We start from the raw sequence: 17909 nt of genomic DNA, 5'->3' as shown, positions 1-17909 counted from the left end.
ACCGGTCATTCAGATGTCAAGACCTGGTAAGGTTCTTCGCGTTGCTTCGAATTAAACCACATACTCCACTGCTTGTGCGGGTCCCCGTCAATTCCTTTGAGTTTCAGTCTTGCGACCGTACTCCCCAGGCGGAATGCTTAATGTGTTTACTTCGGCACCAAGGGTATCGAAACCCCTAACACCTAGCATTCATCGTTTACGGCGTGGACTACCAGGGTATCTAATCCTGTTTGCTCCCCACGCTTTCGCGCCTCAGCGTCAGTTACAGCCCAGAGAGTCGCCTTCGCCACTGGTGTTCCTCCACATCTCTACGCATTTCACCGCTACACGTGGAATTCCACTCTCCTCTTCTGCACTCAAGCTACCCAGTTTCCAATGCGACCCAAGGTTGAGCCTTGGAATTAAACACCAGACTTAAATAGCCGCCTGCGCGCGCTTTACGCCCAATAATTCCGGACAACGCTTGCCCCCTACGTATTACCGCGGCTGCTGGCACGTAGTTAGCCGGGGCTTTCTTCTCAGGTACCGTCACTCCGTTAGCAGTTACTCTAACGGACGTTCTTCCCTGGCAACAGAGCTTTACGATCCGAAAACCTTCATCACTCACGCGGCGTTGCTCCGTCAGACTTTCGTCCATTGCGGAAGATTCCCTACTGCTGCCTCCCGTAGGAGTCTGGGCCGTGTCTCAGTCCCAGTGTGGCCGTTCACCCTCTCAGGTCGGCTACGCATCGTCGCCTTGGTGAGCCATTACCCCACCAACTAGCTAATGCGCCGCAGGCCCATCCGTAAGTGACAGATTGCTCCGTCTTTCATTATCTCCCCATGCGAGAAAATAAATTATCCGGTATTAGCTAACGTTTCCGCTAGTTATCCCAGTCTTACAGGCAGGTTGCCTACGTGTTACTCACCCGTCCGCCGCTAACTCTCTGGAGAGCAAGCTCTCCATCAAGTCCGCTCGACTTGCATGTATTAGGCACGCCGCCAGCGTTCGTCCTGAGCCAGGATCAAACTCTCCAATAAAGTTGTTACTCATTGAAAAGAGCGATTAGCTCATTTTGAATCTGACTTATTTCTTAGATTTCACTTGACGTGAAACCCGCTCACTCGTTGTTCAGTTTTCAAAGATCAACTTCACTTTCGTGCATCGCTGCGTTTCAGCGGCGACTTTTATAATATATCACGTTCATTCCAGAAAAGCAAGCACTTTTTTTAAAGTTTATTTTCCTGAAATTTACCCGCCGTTTGAAGCGGCATTGACTAATGTATCAAATACAAGCGAAAAATGCAAATTGTAATATATTCCAATCCTGATACAAAACCTAACGGAACTCACAGCCGCTATTGCTATGATTTACCCAAATAACGTCGCTGGTCTCCGTTAGCTTGGCTCCCGTTAGCACAGAATACAAAAAGGCCGACCACCCAACCGAGCGATCGACCTCTAACCTTAAGCCTCTATCTCTAACATAACTAACTTCTATTTTAATGGATTACTCTCCACCGAGGAAAATATACCGGCAAAGGATCAACACCGTCAAAATCCACATTAACCAGTGAATCTTAATCTTATTCTTATTCACCAGATTGCTGAATACTACGAGAATTACGTAGGATACAATCCCTGCCGAAATGCCGTTCGCAATACTTCCGGTGAAAGGCATCAGAATGATCGTCAAAAACGCCGGGAAGGCATACATGAAATCATCCCATTCAATCGACTTCACTTGCCCCATCATCAACACGCCAACTGTAATCAAAGCTGGAGCCGTAGCGGCAGACGGAACAACACCAGCGAGCGGAGCGATGAACAGCGCACATAGGAACAATACCCCGGTAGTTACGGAAGTAAGACCAGTACGTCCGCCTTCAGCCACACCTGCTGTACTTTCTACGAAAGAAGTGATCGTGCTTGTACCAAGTACCGCACCCGTACTAACACCAACTGCGTCAACGAGCATCGCTTTACCGATCATTTTCTCGCCTTTTTCCTTATCCTTCATCAATCCGGCACGAGTGGCCGTTCCCACCAGAGTACCGAATGTATCGAACAACTCAACAAAGGTGAAGACAAATACAATCTCAAGCAAACCAAGCTTAAACGCACCAGCGATATCCAGCTTACCTACGGCAAGATCGTTCAGGTTAGGGAACCATGTAGCATTGGACAAACCGCTAACATCCGTGACTCCCATAGGAATACCAATCAAAGTTGTAGCTACGATACCTATCAATAAAGCGCCTTTAATGCGCATCGCCATCAGAATTGCAATCAGAATCAAACCGATTAATGTCAATTGAACATCATGACTGTGAACAAAATCGCCAAAAGTAAAGTTAATGCTGCTGCCAGGAACCGTAATCGATGCATCCTCAACGCCTGACAGATTAGCGCCGATCAAGTTACTCATTTTCAAGCCGAGACTTGCTACGAACAACCCGATCCCTACCGTAATTGCCGCTTTAAGGCTCTGTGGAACGGCGACGAGCAGCAATTGACGAACCTTCGTAATGGTGAGAATTATAAAAATGATACCGGAAATGAATACTGCCCCGAGAGCGGCCTGCCATGTAATCTCTCCGCCCGAGCTAAGAACCACGGTCATGAAGTACGCATTGAGCCCCATACCAGGTGCAAGTGCAATCGGGATATTAACGAACAAACCCATGATGATCGTAATGAGGCCAGCCCCTACTGTAGTTGCGAAAAACACACCGTCCGCAGGAATACCCGCTCCATTAGGACCAAGGAACAACGTGTTGACGAACAAAATATAAGCCATGGTCATAAACGTTGTAATACCCGCGATGATTTCAGTTTTCACATTAGTGCCGTGTTCCTTAAGTTTAAAGAACCGATCCATTGTTAAATACTCCCCCTTAGAATAAGTCAGGAACGACAAAAAGCCCGGGTTATACGATCTGCTCCCCAGGTCACTTGCTAAATAGAAGAAGCGCTTGGAACCAGCAAATACGAAGCAGCCATCACTCATACTCTCTAAATGACTAAGCTTGGCTTCAGTTCACGCTGCCCGGCATATTCTGCCGTACGCCTCTTCTTTTCGTAGCCAGATCATTTACGGTGACCTCGTAGAGACTTCCGGGCCAATTCCCGGAATTATACGAAAAGCATATAAAAATTTGTCGAAAGTTCCTGTTTTAAATCTTCAAAATCAAGACTTATCACATGCACTATTCTAGGCGCGAACCGCAAACTTGTCAACATAAAAAACGAATGTTTTTCGGTTTTATATATTTTAATGTTCGTGATTTGTCATAATTTTAGTATTTCTTCCTATAGTATTGTAATTTTAGCTTGCAACCATTCATTCATTTGCTTCCAGCTGAATAGAAGGTTCATTGGACCTTAAGTTGCCGAAATTAGCGAAAACCATGAAATAAGACAGACTGCTGTCATATTCTAGTCCTTATACTGGTGAAAAAGGAGCTGGTAAAAATGGAACTATATATCTTGGAGAGCATACGAACGAATAATTTTACGGATCCCGAGATGTATCTTAAAATTACGGGGATATGGCAGAATGTACACGAACGGCCAGAAGTGGAGAATATGGCGAAGTACGGCGTGTACCATAATTATGAGAGTAACTATAAAGGCAATTACGACCTTTCGATTGCAACCGCCTCTTTTCCTACGGCCACCAAGCTTACAGTTTCTGAACAGGGCTATAAAAATTTCAAAGTAGACCCCTCCAGAGAGAACGGCGTATTCGAAGCATGGCAGCAGATCTGGGCGCTAGAGGAGAACGGGGAGCTGGACAGAGCTTACACGATGGATTATGAAAAATATGAAGTAGACGGCAGTATCGAGATTTATATTGCGGTAAAAGAATAGATCAGCGCGAAAAGAGCCTGGGCTCCTTATTCAAGGAGCTCAGGCTCAATTGTTTTAAAAGATTGCGAGTACGGAAGTGTTATGTCGCTTCAAGTTTTTCTCGTATTGAACTAAGTATTTGGGAATAATACGCTTCGCTGTGCTGGACAAATGCATTTTTAACGACAGTCTTATTTATATGTTCTCTCTTACCCCCTATTATCTCAAAACCTTCTATCTTAACATCTTCTCTTCTTCCTGACCATAGATCACAAAACAGGTCAAACTCCGCCCTTACGATACCACTTACTTCCTCGGATTGAACTTCAAACTGATCGAAACTAGAATTACATAAATATATAAAAGCATGGGCCAGTTCATTATCGATGAAATCATTTTGCTTTACCGAATAGTCGATGATTCCTAAAGAAATGAATTGTTCAAATGGAATGTCCAACCCAAGCTCTTCTTTAACTTCTCGGATTCCCTCGCTGATCGTCTCATGAGCAAGGATATGCCCCGCTGCAGTAATGTCTAACAGATTCGGATAATCTTTTTTAGAGGCGCTCCGGATTTGAAAATAAAGATATCTCTTTTCCCCCTCAAGGCTAATAAACCAACAATGAATCGTTTCATGCCAATACCCTTTAGCATGTACCTCTTGTCGACTCGCAACCCCAATATAATTTCGGTTGTCATCATATATTTTATAAACCTCCGTATCTATGTCTTCACCCCATTTCTAACGGAATGTTTACCTCTCACTATAGATTCGCCCTGGCAAATATGAATCCTGTTCCTCTTTTAGACATTCATCAAAAGAAAAAACTCTCTTCCACCTGCTAAATAACGCAGATAAAAGAGAGTTACCCTCAAAACAATACTGTTACTCCCACTCAATCGTTGCAGGCGGCTTGGAGGTAATGTCGTACACGACGCGGTTGACGTTATCCACTTCGTTGACGATCCGTACCGAGATTTTCTCCAGCACGTCCCAAGGGATACGTGCCCAGTCGGCAGTCATACCGTCGATGGACGTTACTGCACGGATGCCTACGGTGTAGGAGTAGTAGGAACTTTTGAATGTAATTACTGGTCAATTATCCAGTTGTTTTGTATGTCAATTGTAGCGGGTAAATTGAGAAATTTCAAGACCTATCACCCGCAAAAAACAACAAATATTGACAAACAGAAATAACCCACCTTATTATGGTAGTGGGGGCACGTATTTTACATAAACAATCCTACTAAAGTCCTCACTCTTCTAAGCAGTGCTAAATAAATTTAATATAAAGTGAGGGTTTCAATGAAAAATCTAACAAAAAAAGAACTCATTCGACTCTTAGATAAAGGTAATCCAATTGACGAAAAAGTATTTGAACAAGTGGATGGTGAAGCTTTTGCTTCGTCAAACGATGAACTTAATATTGCACAAATACGAGAAACATACAATTTACTCGTACCCAAAACAACTTGGACAAAGGTTGATTATGTAATAAAGTTTAAACAACTTTTGCTTGAAGGAACAACTCAAGATAGTAATGGCGATGGTCAATTACTCCTAAATTTAGATGGAATAACAGATAAGAATTATACTACGACATCAGATGCCATATCACAGCTATTTCAAGATATTAACATGAGTCCGTACGCTAAACATCTTTTAAAAGACACCGATACTCACTACAACTTGATTCAACATAACTATAATTACTGGTTTGGTGAGAATGGTCTTTTATCTGAAAACAATGTATTAGTTAGAACTGTAATTGAGCATAATCAACCAATAATTAGATGTTTCGCTACTCCAAGATACCAACAAATAGATAATCATATCCTCTTATATTGTACTATTTGGGCACTTGATAAGCTAAAATTCAATTTCACCTTAACATCCCAAAAGCTTGATCATTCTAACATGGAATTAAATTTCTTGTCAAATGAATATTTTGAATTAGATGGTGTAGGGAAATTATCTTATGGATTTAAAGTAAGAAACTCTGAGTCCAAAATTCACACAGTTGAGATACACCCTACTTGCAACGTTACAAATAAAGATGGTTCCAGCGTTCCATTAATCTTAGACAAAACAATTAAAATTAAACATATGGGAAGTGAGATTACTCCAGCAATCCAAAAAATACTTGAGTTAGAGTACCTTCCAGAGCATATAAAAAATGTTAAGTCTACTATATTAGCTATTAAGACTAAGAAAATCGATCAATTCCTAGCCTACAAAATTCAACAAGAACTAATTAGGATTATAGGAAAAACAGCGTTTAAGAAGTATCAAGATAAGTATTTTGAAGTCTCATCAAACAATACTTATTCTCTTTTACAATTTTTCGGAAAGCTGGGCGACCTACCAGTCGAAAATGATGAAAAGAAACTTATGGTTGAAAGTATGTTCTGGAGTGTCATTAAATCTCTAAATGAATAAATAAAAAACAGCTATACTTTATCTTCCTTATTTTTTTGCAACTGTACTTGCCAATAATAACTTCAATTAAAGCCACCCGTTCATATCAGGTGGTTTTTTGTGTGGTACGAGATTTAGATAGTTTGGCTCTTTTGCAAGATACATATTTAATGAAGGAAAGTTTTTCCCTGTGTCAAGTCACTATGGCCTATGTAGTTATTTCTAATCATAACTTAGTTAAATCAAGGACCAATTAACCAAAGTCAACATTGATGATGAGCTTTATTTCCCAATAAACAAACAAAATTAGTTCCTTTCACCTACTAGATATAGTAAGATGATGGTAATAAATTCTTCATCTCATATTTAGAATTATGAATAGAGAATTTGTTGTAAATACTCGAATTCTTATGAAGGAGGAAGATTATGAGATTGGTCAAATTCAGTGTCACAAACTACAAGGTCTTTAAAGAGAAATTCTCAATTGACTTCTCAAAAGACTCTATTGTTATTCTTACTGGAAGAAATAACACAGGAAAGTCAACTATATTGGAAGCTATAAACTGCTTTTTTCAAAAGGAGTCTAAAGCCAAAACTATTCCTAACGACTGCTTCTCTGAGCGAAAAACTGATATAGTGCTTGAAGCTGTATTTGAATCTGATGAAGATCAGATAACTATTAAAAAGAAGTACAAAGCAGAAGCCGCTCCAAAATTTTATGATGAGAAGGGGAGAGAAATCACAAAAACGCACGATCTGTTCGCTAAATTGGAGGAAATCTTAAACAATAAGCCTTTTTACATAACTCCCTCCATGTTACCTGATGACATAAACGACCTGATTCAAGATATTTACTCAGAAATAATTAAAAATGATCTCCTGAAAATCGAAGGTTTCAATGGAGATTCAAAAGAAGATGAAGATACCTTTACATTAGCCCAAGAGTATGCAAATCTTAAAAAGGCATATCCTGCTTTTCTAAATAAGATCAAGCAAAACACAGATAGCATACTATCACAGGTGAGCAATGATGTTTCCAGTAATCTAAGAATACTATTTTCTAATAACCATCTATCACTAAATGTAATAGGCGGGAAAAGTGAAGGATTTTCATCATCCGACTTATTGAAATCCACAAATTCAAGCGTACTCATTGATAGCCAAAAACAATCGAACATGTCTTTAGCCAATCAAGGTACTGGACTCCAAAGAATGAGCCTGATATACCTAATACAGAACATGATAGAAAAAAAACTTCTAGGCGAGAATGACAACAAGTTACTACTTATAGATGAGCCAGAAGCATTCTTGCATCCTGAGGCAGTTCGAGCATTAAGCCGTTCGCTCTATCAAATAGGCAAAAAAATGCCATTACTGATCTCAACGCATTCTCCGATACTAATAGATTTATCAGAAAGACATACCTCTATTCAAGTTTTCCGAGTTGGAGAAAAAGAAGCTATAGAGTTGTATAAGTCTAAACACGAACAATTTGATGATAATGATATAGCAAACATGAAAATCCTAAATTACGTAGACTCTTATGTAAATGAATTCTTTTTTGCTGACAAAGTAGTAATTGTGGAAGGTGATACTGAATATATTGCCTTCAAGCATCTTGCTAAAGAAAGAGACGCTAACATTCATATTATTCGTGCTAGAGGTAAAGCTACCATTGTAACTTTAATGAAAATTCTAAATCAATTTAACTCTTCTTACGATGTGCTACATGATGTAGATAATCATGACAAGCATTCTGCTTCTACTCTTAAAGCTCAGTTAACTAACTGTAAGAAAATATATACTTCTAAACACAGTGATAACATTAGAATATTTTGTTCAATAACTCACTTTGAAAAAGCAATCGGAATTGGAGATGTCTCAAACGATCAAAAAACGAAAGTGATTTATCAAATTTTAGGTGGACAAGCAGATGAGGAAGAAAATTACAGAGAAGCTAGAACTTTGGTCGAAAATATATTTGAGCAAATAATAAATCGTGATGAAGAGTTAGCTTTATCAGAGGGCTTCAAAAAAGTTACGAGTTCTGAGGACTACGATAAGTTATTCATCGGTCTTATTCAACAAAAATCTCTTGAAGAAGCAGAGAAACAGAAGAAAGACGATGCGCTAACAGTTTAAGTTCAGTAACCACGTTGAGCTATTCATTTGGAAAGTACTCTGTGAAAGTGTCGCCTATTCATCCTTACTGGACATTCTCCAATCCAAAAGTGCGGGAATGTCCAGTTTATGTTTGCTTTAACCATCTTCTCATATAAACCACCTTATAGCGTTAAAGAACTTCAAAATAAACTACCTCTGTTCAAATATCGTTGCTACGCTGAGGAAAGTTGGGTCCGACATGACTTTCCAGAAAATTTTTTCATAATTTTTTGAGCCACTTTTTCATTGAGCCGAGCCAACTGAACCAATGGGGAAGGGGTCACTCTCTACTTAAGTAAAGGTAGAGCCAAGGTATCACGCCGTGTACGCACACTAAAATCAGAAAATTTTGGTGCGTGTAAAACGAAGGTTAACCGCCCGCTTTCGATGAAAATGCCTTCATTCGGCACTAGGTGGGGGGTCTGTATAAAGGGATTCAAGCCCCGAAACCATGCCCGGAAGCCCAACGGGGAGCCGTGCGACCGTGTGCCAGTTCTCATAATACACAATTATGAGAACCAAACCTGAATTTACGCATACAAAAACGCCATCTTTAAGATAAAGAACGGCGCTTTAATTCATCCTCAAATTAACTTATCCAATCTTGCATTTAATTCTTCTAATGACAGTTTAGATTTTGGACGCGGTTCAGAGAACTCCTGCTTTGAAGCCCTATCTCTATGTCTTCTGCTTAAAGAAGACTCTCCTAGTCCATCCAACAGTTCATCAATCTTGCCTTCAATTCTGTCCAATTGTTCCTTTATTTCGTTCACCATACTCACCTTTTTCCACATGATTGCTGTCTTTTGAGTAATTTTAGCGTTTGATGATTCATTATGGCACTCTTTATTAGTAATACTGCCGAACCAACTAACCCCAAGATCATCAGTAATTCCATCGTTACTCTCCCCTCAGTTTAGTTTCATGAATTATAACACTCACACAATTTAATGTAAATTTTTGCATATTGTTAATATGATCTTTCTATTGTAAGACCCAATAAAACGATAATTAGCTTGCTGAGTCATGCTATCCTCCTTAAAAATTAAGCCCCACCTGTGAAAGTGGGGCGAGTAGTCTATTACAGCATTCCACCACGGTAGCCGAATGGATTCGCTTGCTTTTGAAGACGCAAGTTGTTTCCTTCATGCAACCCTTCCCCAAACGCTTTACCAATCTGCTTGATTCTGTCAGCAGAAGTACCATCTGTAATGTTCGGAAGGGTAACGGTGACGTTGGTGTCTCCCCCTTGAACAGTATAGGTTTGGTGGGTGTTGTTCCTAGTCATGTACTCGTAATAGGACATGGCTTTGACGTTGTCTGGTAAGTTGAATGTTGCCCCTTCGCTTTTCATCTCGTCCAAGATGCCCAACTGAGCCTGTAAAGACTGTCGTTGCAAGTCTCTAATCTCCCGTTGTAGTGTCTCCTGTGCTTCGGGGTCGCTGGTCGATTCTAGCTTTTTCTGTAGGTCAGCTATGTTCTGAGCGAAGATGTCTGTTTGTCTATCATACTGGTTAATGCGGAGGTTACGAAGGAGTGGACTGCTCTCGTCTGCGCCGCCCGAATCTACTCTGGCTTGCAGGTATTCATTACTCAGTTCTTCCAAGGAGTCGGAAAGGTCTTGTTTGTACAGACCGATTTTGGATAGCTTCAAGTCCCGAATCCTTACTCTCTCCTGCTCGATGCTGGATTGTAGCTGTTCAATCTGAGCATCAATTTGTTGCTGTTGGTCAGGAGTAGTGGCAACACCCTTAAGCTGTTCAATCTGAGTAGTGAGGTTGTTGATTCTTTCCTTGGAGTTTGCCATAGATGCGTCAACGTACTCACCGGAGTTTCTATCCATAGTTGCCTGATTGATAGCGTCTTTGATAGAAAGGGATGTCTCTGCCGACTGAGAAGACCTGTTAATTCTGGACATTGCGGCATTGAAGTCGGCTTCCTGTTGTTGCTTCAAGACCTCGTCTTGCATGATTTTGAGTCCCCCACCAGACTTCTCTTGGTTGGTTTTCCATCTGTTCAGGTTGTCTTCAATCTCCTTGATTTCATCCTCAGATGCACCATTAGCCTTGGCGGTTTCTAAATCCTTCGTCAAGTCCTTAACGGTCTGAGCAATGAAGTCAAGCTGTTCTTGGTAGAGAGCGATAATCTTCTCACTCATTTCCTGACGGATAGACATGAACTCAGGGGAGTCAGAAGCATACCCATCCTCGATGGCTTGAATCTGTTGCAAGGTGTATTCGGTCGTAAGTTCACCGACACGGTCTTGGATGTCTTGCTTAACCGTTTCGAGGTCATAGTCCCGGTACGAGCCTTTCAGCAATTCTTTCCGTCTGCGCTCTGCTTCCTTAAGGGACACGCCCTCCGCAAGTGCCGCCTGTTCTTGGGACTCCTTGGCACGTCTCTCTAACTCTTGCTGGAATAGACGAGTGTTCGCTTCCTGTACGACCTTCTCTGTGCCTTCGCCTGTCTTAAACTCCTGCCAAATCTGGTCTTGGTCTTCCTTGCTGTACTTGTTCATGAAGTCTCTTACACGGATTTCATTACGACCGTCACTCGCGTTAGGCCATTTCTCCATTCCCTTACTATCTTCAAGGAACTTGATGAACTCCTTCTGAACGTCTCGCATGTCTCCCATGTCTGTCCAAGCGTCCTCCCAAAAGACAAAGAAGTCACCGAAGCCTTTTACTTTACTCCAGAAACCCGTGCCAATCTGCCCACCCAAGCCTTTCATTGCATAGTCACGGTAAGCGTCAATATCTTGCAATTGCTTCTCGCCGCGCTCTACAATCTTTTCGTCATCTGTCTTAGGTTTAGTAGCTTCTGTCACGCTACCGATTGTCCATCCAATACCTGCCATGACAGCAAGTTGTGCCGCGAATCCACCGACAGTTCTAGCAAGTCCGCCAAACGCCGAAGTTGCTCCACGCGCCTTGGTGCTGATACTCCCCAAGAATAAATCCATGTTTCGGACACCGCGAGTCATGTCAGGACTATTCAGAGAACCGACAACCCTGTTCATGTTCCTACTCAGTTCGTTCAGGTGAGGGTTGCTTCTACGAATTTCCTCACGCTGACGTGCTTGCGCCCCTGTGTAAGTGTTGATGGCGTGGGTCATGCTTCCGACAGAGTTTACCGCTTTTCCTGTCGTGCGGTGGATTTCTTCGAGGTGGTTCTGGAAACTACGCAGTCCGTTCTCGTCAAGCCCACCAAGGAAGTTGGTAATCTTCTTGCCTTGCTTCGTCTTACCCAACTCGTCAAACTTCTTCCGGTCTTGCATGTCGGAAGCCAACGTGTTAGCGAAGTTCTCGTCCAGACCCATCATGCCTTTACGGTAGAGGTTCTTGGAGTTCTGCATCGAGCCGCCCCAACGTTCGTCAGGAGTCAACGGAGCGCGTTGACGATAGTTCTTGGATTCTTCTGCAATGAGGGCAAGGTCAGTAAAGCTTTTCGCCTTAATGTTGTTGTCCTTCATGTAGGCCTGCATCTGGCTAACCTGTTCACGGTTCATTGTCGCAAGGTACTGCATGACCGGAGCAGTAACAGGGTTATTCATTGCGCGGTTGATTGCCGCCCTGTTATTTTCCAGCACACCTTGACGAGCATAGCCGCCGAAGTTAGTCATAAGGGTTCCTTGTGTTGCACCCTTACCGAATACCCCACGGTTTCCTGCTAACGTATCCACGGCTTGTGTTCGAGCAATAGTTTTACTCAAATTTGCCGCCCCACCAAGTCTCCGCATACCGTACATGGTAGCGAACCCAAGCAGAGAGTTTCCAAGGAACGTAATAAAGCCAGCTAAGGCTTCCTTATGCTCACGGATTCCACTGGAAAGGTCAGTCAGTCCTTTGGCGATTGCCGTAATCTCAGGAGTGAGTTCTTCCAGAACGTCCACCAGAGCCAAGTTCATGGATACCCCGGCTCTCTCCATCTCCATGACCGGGGATTGAGTAGTAGCCTGTAACAGAGCAGAGAAGTCTTCTGGTTTGAAATCTTCAATTGCTTTCATGATGTCCCTGATTTCCTCGAACTCCATTAACGTGGTAGTACCTTTAGAACTCTGGTACGTACCGAACAGGCTCATAATGACCTTACGAGACTCAGCATCGTCCAGACGTTCGTACTGTTTGGATACCTCGTCCAAGATGTCCTTTCCGCTCCGAGCCATTCTGGTTCCGTTGACACCGTTCGGGCTATCTTCGTAAACCTTAACCCCAATAGCATCCAATTGCTTAAGAGCCGTTGGTGATTGCAGACGAGGAAGTACGGACTTGTAGAAGTTACCTACGTTCTCCCCGCTAAGACCTGTACCTTGACGTGTTACGGCAATCATTGCGATTGCTTGCTCAGGGGTCACCCCGGCAGAGTTGAAGGACGAACCGGAACGCATTACCGCATTCAGGATGTCTTCCGTAGTCGCATTGGTTACGTTTGTCGCTACCGCCAGTGGCATGGCTACACGCTGTTCAAGTTCGTGAACCATAAGTCCGAACTGTCCCATGAATGCTTCCATACCCGGAGCGATACTGGTTGCAGGGTCACCCTCGCGGTCGATGTTATAAATCTTGGCAACAACGTCCATGAATGTTTTAACCTCAGTATCAGTATTCAGCAAACGGGAACCAACGGATGCTACTTGGGACATGCGTCCATAGTCGATAGCATAGAACTGAGCCGTGTCCTTTACGAAAGGCATAATGTTCTTGATGGTGTCGTTTGCCACCTGAGTAGCTGTTCTGGTATCTCCCTCCGCCGCCCGCTGTGGCGTTTCCGCCGTTGCTTTAGCGAATAAGTTGGAGAACATTTTTAACTGCTCCAACTGAGAGGTACGGAACTGCTCGAAGGATTGGTAAAGCAACATCATTGGTGCGCCGACCATCGAACCCGCCAAGATGTGACGGAATGTGTTCGTGATAGCACCTTCAAGACCAAAGCCATTGTAATGGTTATCACGTCTACCGTATGGGTCGTTCACCAGCGGCTTGCTATCTTGACTAGAAGAACGGCGGCGTGTGTCCATGTCATCATAATCAACACGTCCCATGTCACGAACCCTACGAGCGCGGTTGATGTCCTTCGGAGCAACCTGAACGCTGTTGATTTCAGCCCTCATGCTCGTGAATTGGAGGTCAATCTGCTCACGGATTTTCTTGACAATCTGGTTGTTGATTTTTCCAATCTCCTGAATCAAGTGACGGCGAAGCTTAGGAGAATAACTAACCTGTACGGCGTTGATGTCGTTCACCATTGCTTTTACTTCTTCCGTCAAACTGCCCCCGATTTTCTTGTTGAGAGCCTGTTCCAGTCGTTGGAACTGACGGCGTAAGTCTGCGGTAGAAAGGTCTGCATTTGTGAACTTGTGGTCTTTGAAGTCACGCTGGAAATCCGTAAGCTTCATGCCCAAAGAATCAGCCATCGACCGTTGAAGTTGCTTACTTACCTGAGACAGCGGCTTAGTCATAGAACTTGCACTTAGAGTATTGATTCCGCTTGTCACCGAAGTAACATACTGCCTAACCTCTTTGTTGATGGCGTTGTACACGTCCTGCATGTTGTTTGGCAAGACTGTTCCCGGTGTCCCGCCGTTAATCTTTGCAACAGCAGAGTCCAAGGAGTCCTTCACCTTGTTGCGGATAGATGTAAAGACTCTGTTGAAGTCGTTATCCGACATGCGGAATTGGGCTTCTCCGAGTTGTGGGTTCAGCATGATATGTTGGATATGGGTCTTTAATTTATTGATAATTTGCTGAACCGTAGACTTGCCGATAGAGAACTGGATTCCAGCTAAGTCCTCCGCCCCTAGCATGTTCCCGCCATGCTTACGCAGAGCCGCGATTAAGTTATTCAGTTGTACTTTCACAAGGCGACCGATAGCCTTGTTGACCTCATTGAAGTCATCCTGCGTGATTGGAATTTTACCAACTTGCAGGTTTGGCGACAGAGAAAGGTTGATGTTCTTGTAAGCTTCTGCAAGCTTAAGATTCAGTTCCCTCTCAACCTTCTTGAACACGGAATTTAATGTAGAAGCTTTGACATTAAATCCGCCCTTACCGACATTGTCGATGACAACACCGTTACGTTGAATGGCGTTGTTCAGTTCATTGGTAATCTGCTGACGAAGGTTATTCGCGCTACCTTTAGAAGTCGATTGCTTCAAGCCGTTCATGGAGTTCTTAAGATTGTTAATCCTTGTCTCCAATGTCCCGAACTTGTTGTCAAGGACTTCCATAGCCTGACCGAATTGTTGGATGTTAGTTAAAGACTGCTGAAACTCTAAGATAATATCCGCACCAACGTTAGGGAGTTCACTCGCCATGTTCCCACCACCTTTGTACCGTTTCCAAGTATAGAAGCTCTTAAGAACTAAATAGCATGAAATCTGTTCAAAGCTTCCATAATTATGATAAGTAAGAAGACTGAGAAATTAACATAAAAATGAATAGAACACGCAATGTTTATAGGTATTTACATAACTTATACACATGACAAAGAAGCTCATCAAACCAAACAGCCAATGGTTTTTGAGCTTCTCTCATTTCACTATGACTAAAAGCAACTAGAAGTTCAGTGTTTCTATTAGTTGTTCTAGCGAATACAACGGTAAAAGAACTGTAATTGTCATAAGGGTTACTTTCCAATAAAAATTTGATATTTTCTTGGGTTTGAGCACCTTGAGATATATGTATATTGAGATCGTAATAAATGATGCAATGATTAAAAACTCAAATACTTTATCCATCATGGGGGCGCTTGATAACTCGTACCATGCTATTAAGATCATCTGACCTATGGATGAAATTAGCATTGAGCAAAGCGATACTATGCATTCATAAAACAACAACTTCCTTGTACTCTGGTTAGGTGTTATTACAGATTTACCTGATAAGTGCATGACCAGTTTTACAATGGCTCCTATTACTAATGTGATTACGAATAACCCCGCTGATATTGCTCCTATGCTCGTTAGTAAGCTTGACAACGATACTCCCCCGCTCTATATGCTTATCTATTTAGAAGATTAACTACTCACACCAGCATATTATATAACGTTTGTATTCGTTTTTGAATACAATTTGTGTTATACTTCACTTTTTCTCATACATCTATACTGATGTAAGAGGTGATTGTAATTATGAATAATGATGATGAGTTTATCATTACACCCAAGGAAGATAAGTCTGTAACCATTACGATACGAATAGATAAAGCTTTGCAACTGCAATTAGATGATCTTTCTACTAAAAGCAATCGTTCAAGAAACGAACTCATTAATATGGCATTGGAGTATGCTCTTAAAAATGTAAAGTTCGTCAGTGGGACAAAGAAGGAGTCCTAGTACAGTCCGCCCTTGGATGGGCGGCTGTGAACACAAGATTATATTAGAGGTTACTTTAAGGTTACGTTGTACAATGCTATTTATACATTACGCATACATCAAAGTTGATAACTAAATCCAAGTTGACTGACCGTTTATTAGAAATACGCTTAGAAGCCCTAGAGGGCGGTTTAGAGACGTTTTACTGTGAAGATAATAGAAGGAACCGCACTATAAATATAGAGCGCTTACAACCCTATTTCAAGCCACTTTTTATCTCCAATTAAGACCCCCTTCCTAAAACATAACCTACCCATTTAAATATCATACAACTAAACTTGAAATGTTCCGTTGAATAAAAAGGCGGAGCCGCCCTTCTTTACTAACTTCTTTCTTTACTTAATCTTTAATAATACTTTCTATACTTCGTGGGAAAACTTTTCACTTCTCAGCTTTCATTTAATACAATCTCAGACACGTTTTTTCCCATCTCAGCTTTCACTTTATTCAAGTGAAAAAGTTTCGCATTTAACACAACTAAAAGTAAAGTGGGGACGATGTTTAAAGCGAAAGGGGAGAATTTCATGCGAAAACAGACTGATTTAAGCTTGGTTTTCTACTATGGGGACCATCCAGTAAGGGTGGGTAGATGCGGTAAGGATGTCATCTACAGCCTAAGCGACCTACTGAAAGCACTAAACGTAACCTCAAACGTAACGCATATTACAAGGGGGCTACCGGAAGAAACGTTTTACAAAGGCTCGTACGTTGACCTTGAAACAGGCACTCCGGTAAACGGTCACGCTGTTGTAGTCACTTACGAAGGTGCTAATCTGACTTTGCCCCGTCTTCGGGGAGCCGATCTGTACGATGTCCTTATGCTTACTCGCTGGATGCGTACAGTCAAGGCAGACAAAATAAAGGGAGCGTAATGCTCCCTTTATCGTCTTGCCGCCCCAATCCTTCTCTGTGAATTCAAAATCTATCATACTTGTGTATATTGTTACCAGATTGCGTAATACTAATAATGCACGTCCTAAAAATCCCCTGCCATGACTCAGCAGGGGATTACTTGTATCCTTGTTTTGGGCGGCTACTCATTGTCAGGAAAGAGCTTATCCACGTTATAATTCATCTCCCGTAGAAACGCCTTTAAGCCTGTTTCTTCAACCCAGTACGGGTACTTTCCAACGCCCCTGATGTTGCGGGGGATTCTTTCTGCTTGGAGCAATCCTTCACGAATCCAACGATAGACTGCATCCTCACTGACCATACGACTACAACTGTGGGCAGATAACCTATAGGCTATCTGCGAGACCGTGTAATACCTTTCCATACTTAACGTCTCCCTTCTTCTAAAGCTTCCAGAATGAAGTAATTTAAATCCTTTTCACGAATCCTCCACAGGGTTCCAGCCAACTTCATAGCGGTCAATTTCTCGTCTTTTATCCATCTCTCTATTGTTCTACGGTCAACTTTGAGCATCTCACTAACCTCGTCAATAGAGTAAAGCTTCCCTAGTAAATCCATTTCATTGTCCTCCCTTGGTGTTATTGAAGATAAAGCTACGTAATGACTCTTGAGGAATTCTAATACTCCCGCCCACTTTACAGCTTGGGAGGGTACCGTTATTACACATAGCGTATACCGTCGAGTACGAAAGTTGTAAAACTTCCATTACCTCGCGAATAGTGTATAAGCGCTCCATACGAACACTCCTTTCTATTGGTAAAGTAGTTACTGTCACAGTATAAGAAGTGAATAGGAATTAATTAACAAAATTGTGTAAAAATAATTAAAATCAAATGAGAAAAGAAACATCACATTTAAAATAAAAGTATGCAGAGAGAACGAAGGTAACCTTTTTGGCACAAAACAAGCAGAATAGTGATGCCACCAAACGTGATAATTCGTAGAAATCATCTTGTGAAAATGTATAGATTCTGGAAATTATGAATTTCAGACAAAGGTAATACATATCAAACGATTAAACTTGAATTACTCCTACCACCACAGTAAAACAGACAAACAAAGAGCAACTAAATTATCCGCCCATAGTAAGTTCTATACAGTTTTACTTGCTTTAAAATAGTCCATATAATAAAAAGGAGCAGGTGGAAACCATCTGGCTCCCGCCCACTCTCTTGGTGTTTGTTACTGGTCGCTTCCTGTGTCAGCAGGGG

At 42.1% G+C, this 17909-nt stretch carries 10 protein-coding genes, 1 pseudogene, 1 riboswitch and 1 other annotated feature; of the genes and pseudogenes, 4 read left to right on the top strand and 7 right to left on the bottom strand.

Annotated features, from left to right (window positions below):
- Window positions 1-127: 127 nt before the first annotated feature.
- Window positions 128-1012: a sequence feature (16S ribosomal RNA rRNA prediction is too short), on the bottom strand.
- A 478-nt stretch (window positions 1013-1490) separates the two neighbouring features.
- Window positions 1491-2861, bottom strand: coding sequence for an NCS2 family permease (locus BFJ94_RS23045; protein WP_120464739.1), 1371 nt, complete (start codon window positions 2859-2861; stop codon window positions 1491-1493).
- Between the two features lie 181 nt (window positions 2862-3042).
- Window positions 3043-3143, bottom strand: a riboswitch (purine riboswitch).
- 311 nt (window positions 3144-3454) lie between these two features.
- Between BFJ94_RS23045 and BFJ94_RS23040 the strand changes: the two genes are divergently transcribed.
- Entirely contained in the window at window positions 3455-3853 is a 399-nt protein-coding gene (locus BFJ94_RS23040) for an effector binding domain-containing protein (protein WP_120464738.1), read from the top strand.
- A 79-nt stretch (window positions 3854-3932) separates the two neighbouring features.
- Here BFJ94_RS23040 and BFJ94_RS23035 read toward each other — a convergent pair whose 3' ends face one another.
- Both BFJ94_RS23035 and BFJ94_RS23030 read right to left on the bottom strand, forming a co-directional pair.
- Window positions 3933-4289, bottom strand: coding sequence for an NUDIX hydrolase (locus tag BFJ94_RS23035; RefSeq protein ID WP_308424714.1), 357 nt, complete (start codon window positions 4287-4289; stop codon window positions 3933-3935).
- A 429-nt stretch (window positions 4290-4718) separates the two neighbouring features.
- A pseudogene (locus BFJ94_RS23030) lies at window positions 4719-4901 on the bottom strand (GMP synthase (glutamine-hydrolyzing)); the annotation flags it as partial.
- A 237-nt stretch (window positions 4902-5138) separates the two neighbouring features.
- On the opposite strand from BFJ94_RS23030, the gene BFJ94_RS23025 reads away from it, so the two are divergent.
- Both BFJ94_RS23025 and BFJ94_RS23020 read left to right on the top strand, forming a co-directional pair.
- Window positions 5139-6272: a hypothetical protein gene (locus tag BFJ94_RS23025; protein WP_120464736.1), complete on the top strand. Its 1134-nt coding sequence runs from the start codon at window positions 5139-5141 to the stop codon at window positions 6270-6272.
- A 405-nt stretch (window positions 6273-6677) separates the two neighbouring features.
- Window positions 6678-8393, top strand: coding sequence for an ATP-dependent nuclease (locus BFJ94_RS23020; RefSeq protein WP_120464735.1), 1716 nt, complete (start codon window positions 6678-6680; stop codon window positions 8391-8393).
- 605 nt (window positions 8394-8998) lie between these two features.
- Here BFJ94_RS23020 and BFJ94_RS23015 read toward each other — a convergent pair.
- A complete protein-coding gene (locus BFJ94_RS23015; protein WP_162944381.1) occupies window positions 8999-9208 on the bottom strand; it encodes a hypothetical protein in 210 nt (69 codons plus the stop codon).
- 287 nt (window positions 9209-9495) lie between these two features.
- Complete coding sequence (locus BFJ94_RS23010; RefSeq protein WP_120464733.1) at window positions 9496-14727, bottom strand: phage tail tape measure protein; 5232 nt, start codon at window positions 14725-14727, stop codon at window positions 9496-9498.
- Between the two features lie 816 nt (window positions 14728-15543).
- On the opposite strand from BFJ94_RS23010, the gene BFJ94_RS23000 reads away from it, so the two are divergent.
- A complete protein-coding gene (locus BFJ94_RS23000; RefSeq protein ID WP_120464731.1) occupies window positions 15544-15747 on the top strand; it encodes a ribbon-helix-helix domain-containing protein in 204 nt (67 codons plus the stop codon).
- Window positions 15748-17064: 1317 nt separating this feature from the next.
- On the opposite strand, the gene BFJ94_RS22985 is transcribed toward BFJ94_RS23000, so the two are convergent.
- Window positions 17065-17256 carry a helix-turn-helix domain-containing protein gene (locus tag BFJ94_RS22985; RefSeq protein ID WP_120464728.1) on the bottom strand — a complete coding sequence of 64 codons (192 nt, stop codon included), beginning with the start codon at window positions 17254-17256 and terminating at the stop codon, window positions 17065-17067.
- Window position 17257: 1 nt separating this feature from the next.
- On the bottom strand, window positions 17258-17434 hold the full coding sequence (locus BFJ94_RS26240) for a helix-turn-helix domain-containing protein (RefSeq protein ID WP_120464727.1): 177 nt from the start codon (window positions 17432-17434) through the stop codon (window positions 17258-17260).
- Between the last annotated feature and the right edge of the window lie 475 nt (window positions 17435-17909).

Origin of the sequence: Paenibacillus aceti (assembly GCF_003614185.1) — a bacterium.
Classification (GTDB): domain Bacteria; phylum Bacillota; class Bacilli; order Paenibacillales; family Paenibacillaceae; genus Fontibacillus; species Fontibacillus aceti.
Note: the sequence above shows the minus strand (reverse complement) of the source record. Positions and strands in the feature narration are given on the sequence as shown.

What these genes read in the sequence shown, in the direction of transcription:
- BFJ94_RS23000 (WP_120464731.1), top strand. Translation starts at nt 15,544, where the DNA reads ATGAATAATGATGATGAGTTTATCATTACACCCAAGGAAGATAAGTCT.
- BFJ94_RS23025 (WP_120464736.1), top strand. Translation starts at nt 5,139, where the DNA reads ATGAAAAATCTAACAAAAAAAGAACTCATTCGACTCTTAGATAAAGGT.
- BFJ94_RS23010 (WP_120464733.1), bottom strand. Translation starts at nt 14,727, where the DNA reads ATGGCGAGTGAACTCCCTAACGTTGGTGCGGATATTATCTTAGAGTTT.
- BFJ94_RS23020 (WP_120464735.1), top strand. Translation starts at nt 6,678, where the DNA reads ATGAGATTGGTCAAATTCAGTGTCACAAACTACAAGGTCTTTAAAGAG.
- BFJ94_RS23015 (WP_162944381.1), bottom strand. Translation starts at nt 9,208, where the DNA reads ATGTGGAAAAAGGTGAGTATGGTGAACGAAATAAAGGAACAATTGGAC.
- BFJ94_RS26240 (WP_120464727.1), bottom strand. Translation starts at nt 17,434, where the DNA reads ATGGAGCGCTTATACACTATTCGCGAGGTAATGGAAGTTTTACAACTT.
- BFJ94_RS23040 (WP_120464738.1), top strand. Translation starts at nt 3,455, where the DNA reads ATGGAACTATATATCTTGGAGAGCATACGAACGAATAATTTTACGGAT.
- BFJ94_RS22985 (WP_120464728.1), bottom strand. Translation starts at nt 17,256, where the DNA reads ATGGATTTACTAGGGAAGCTTTACTCTATTGACGAGGTTAGTGAGATG.
- BFJ94_RS23045 (WP_120464739.1), bottom strand. Translation starts at nt 2,861, where the DNA reads ATGGATCGGTTCTTTAAACTTAAGGAACACGGCACTAATGTGAAAACT.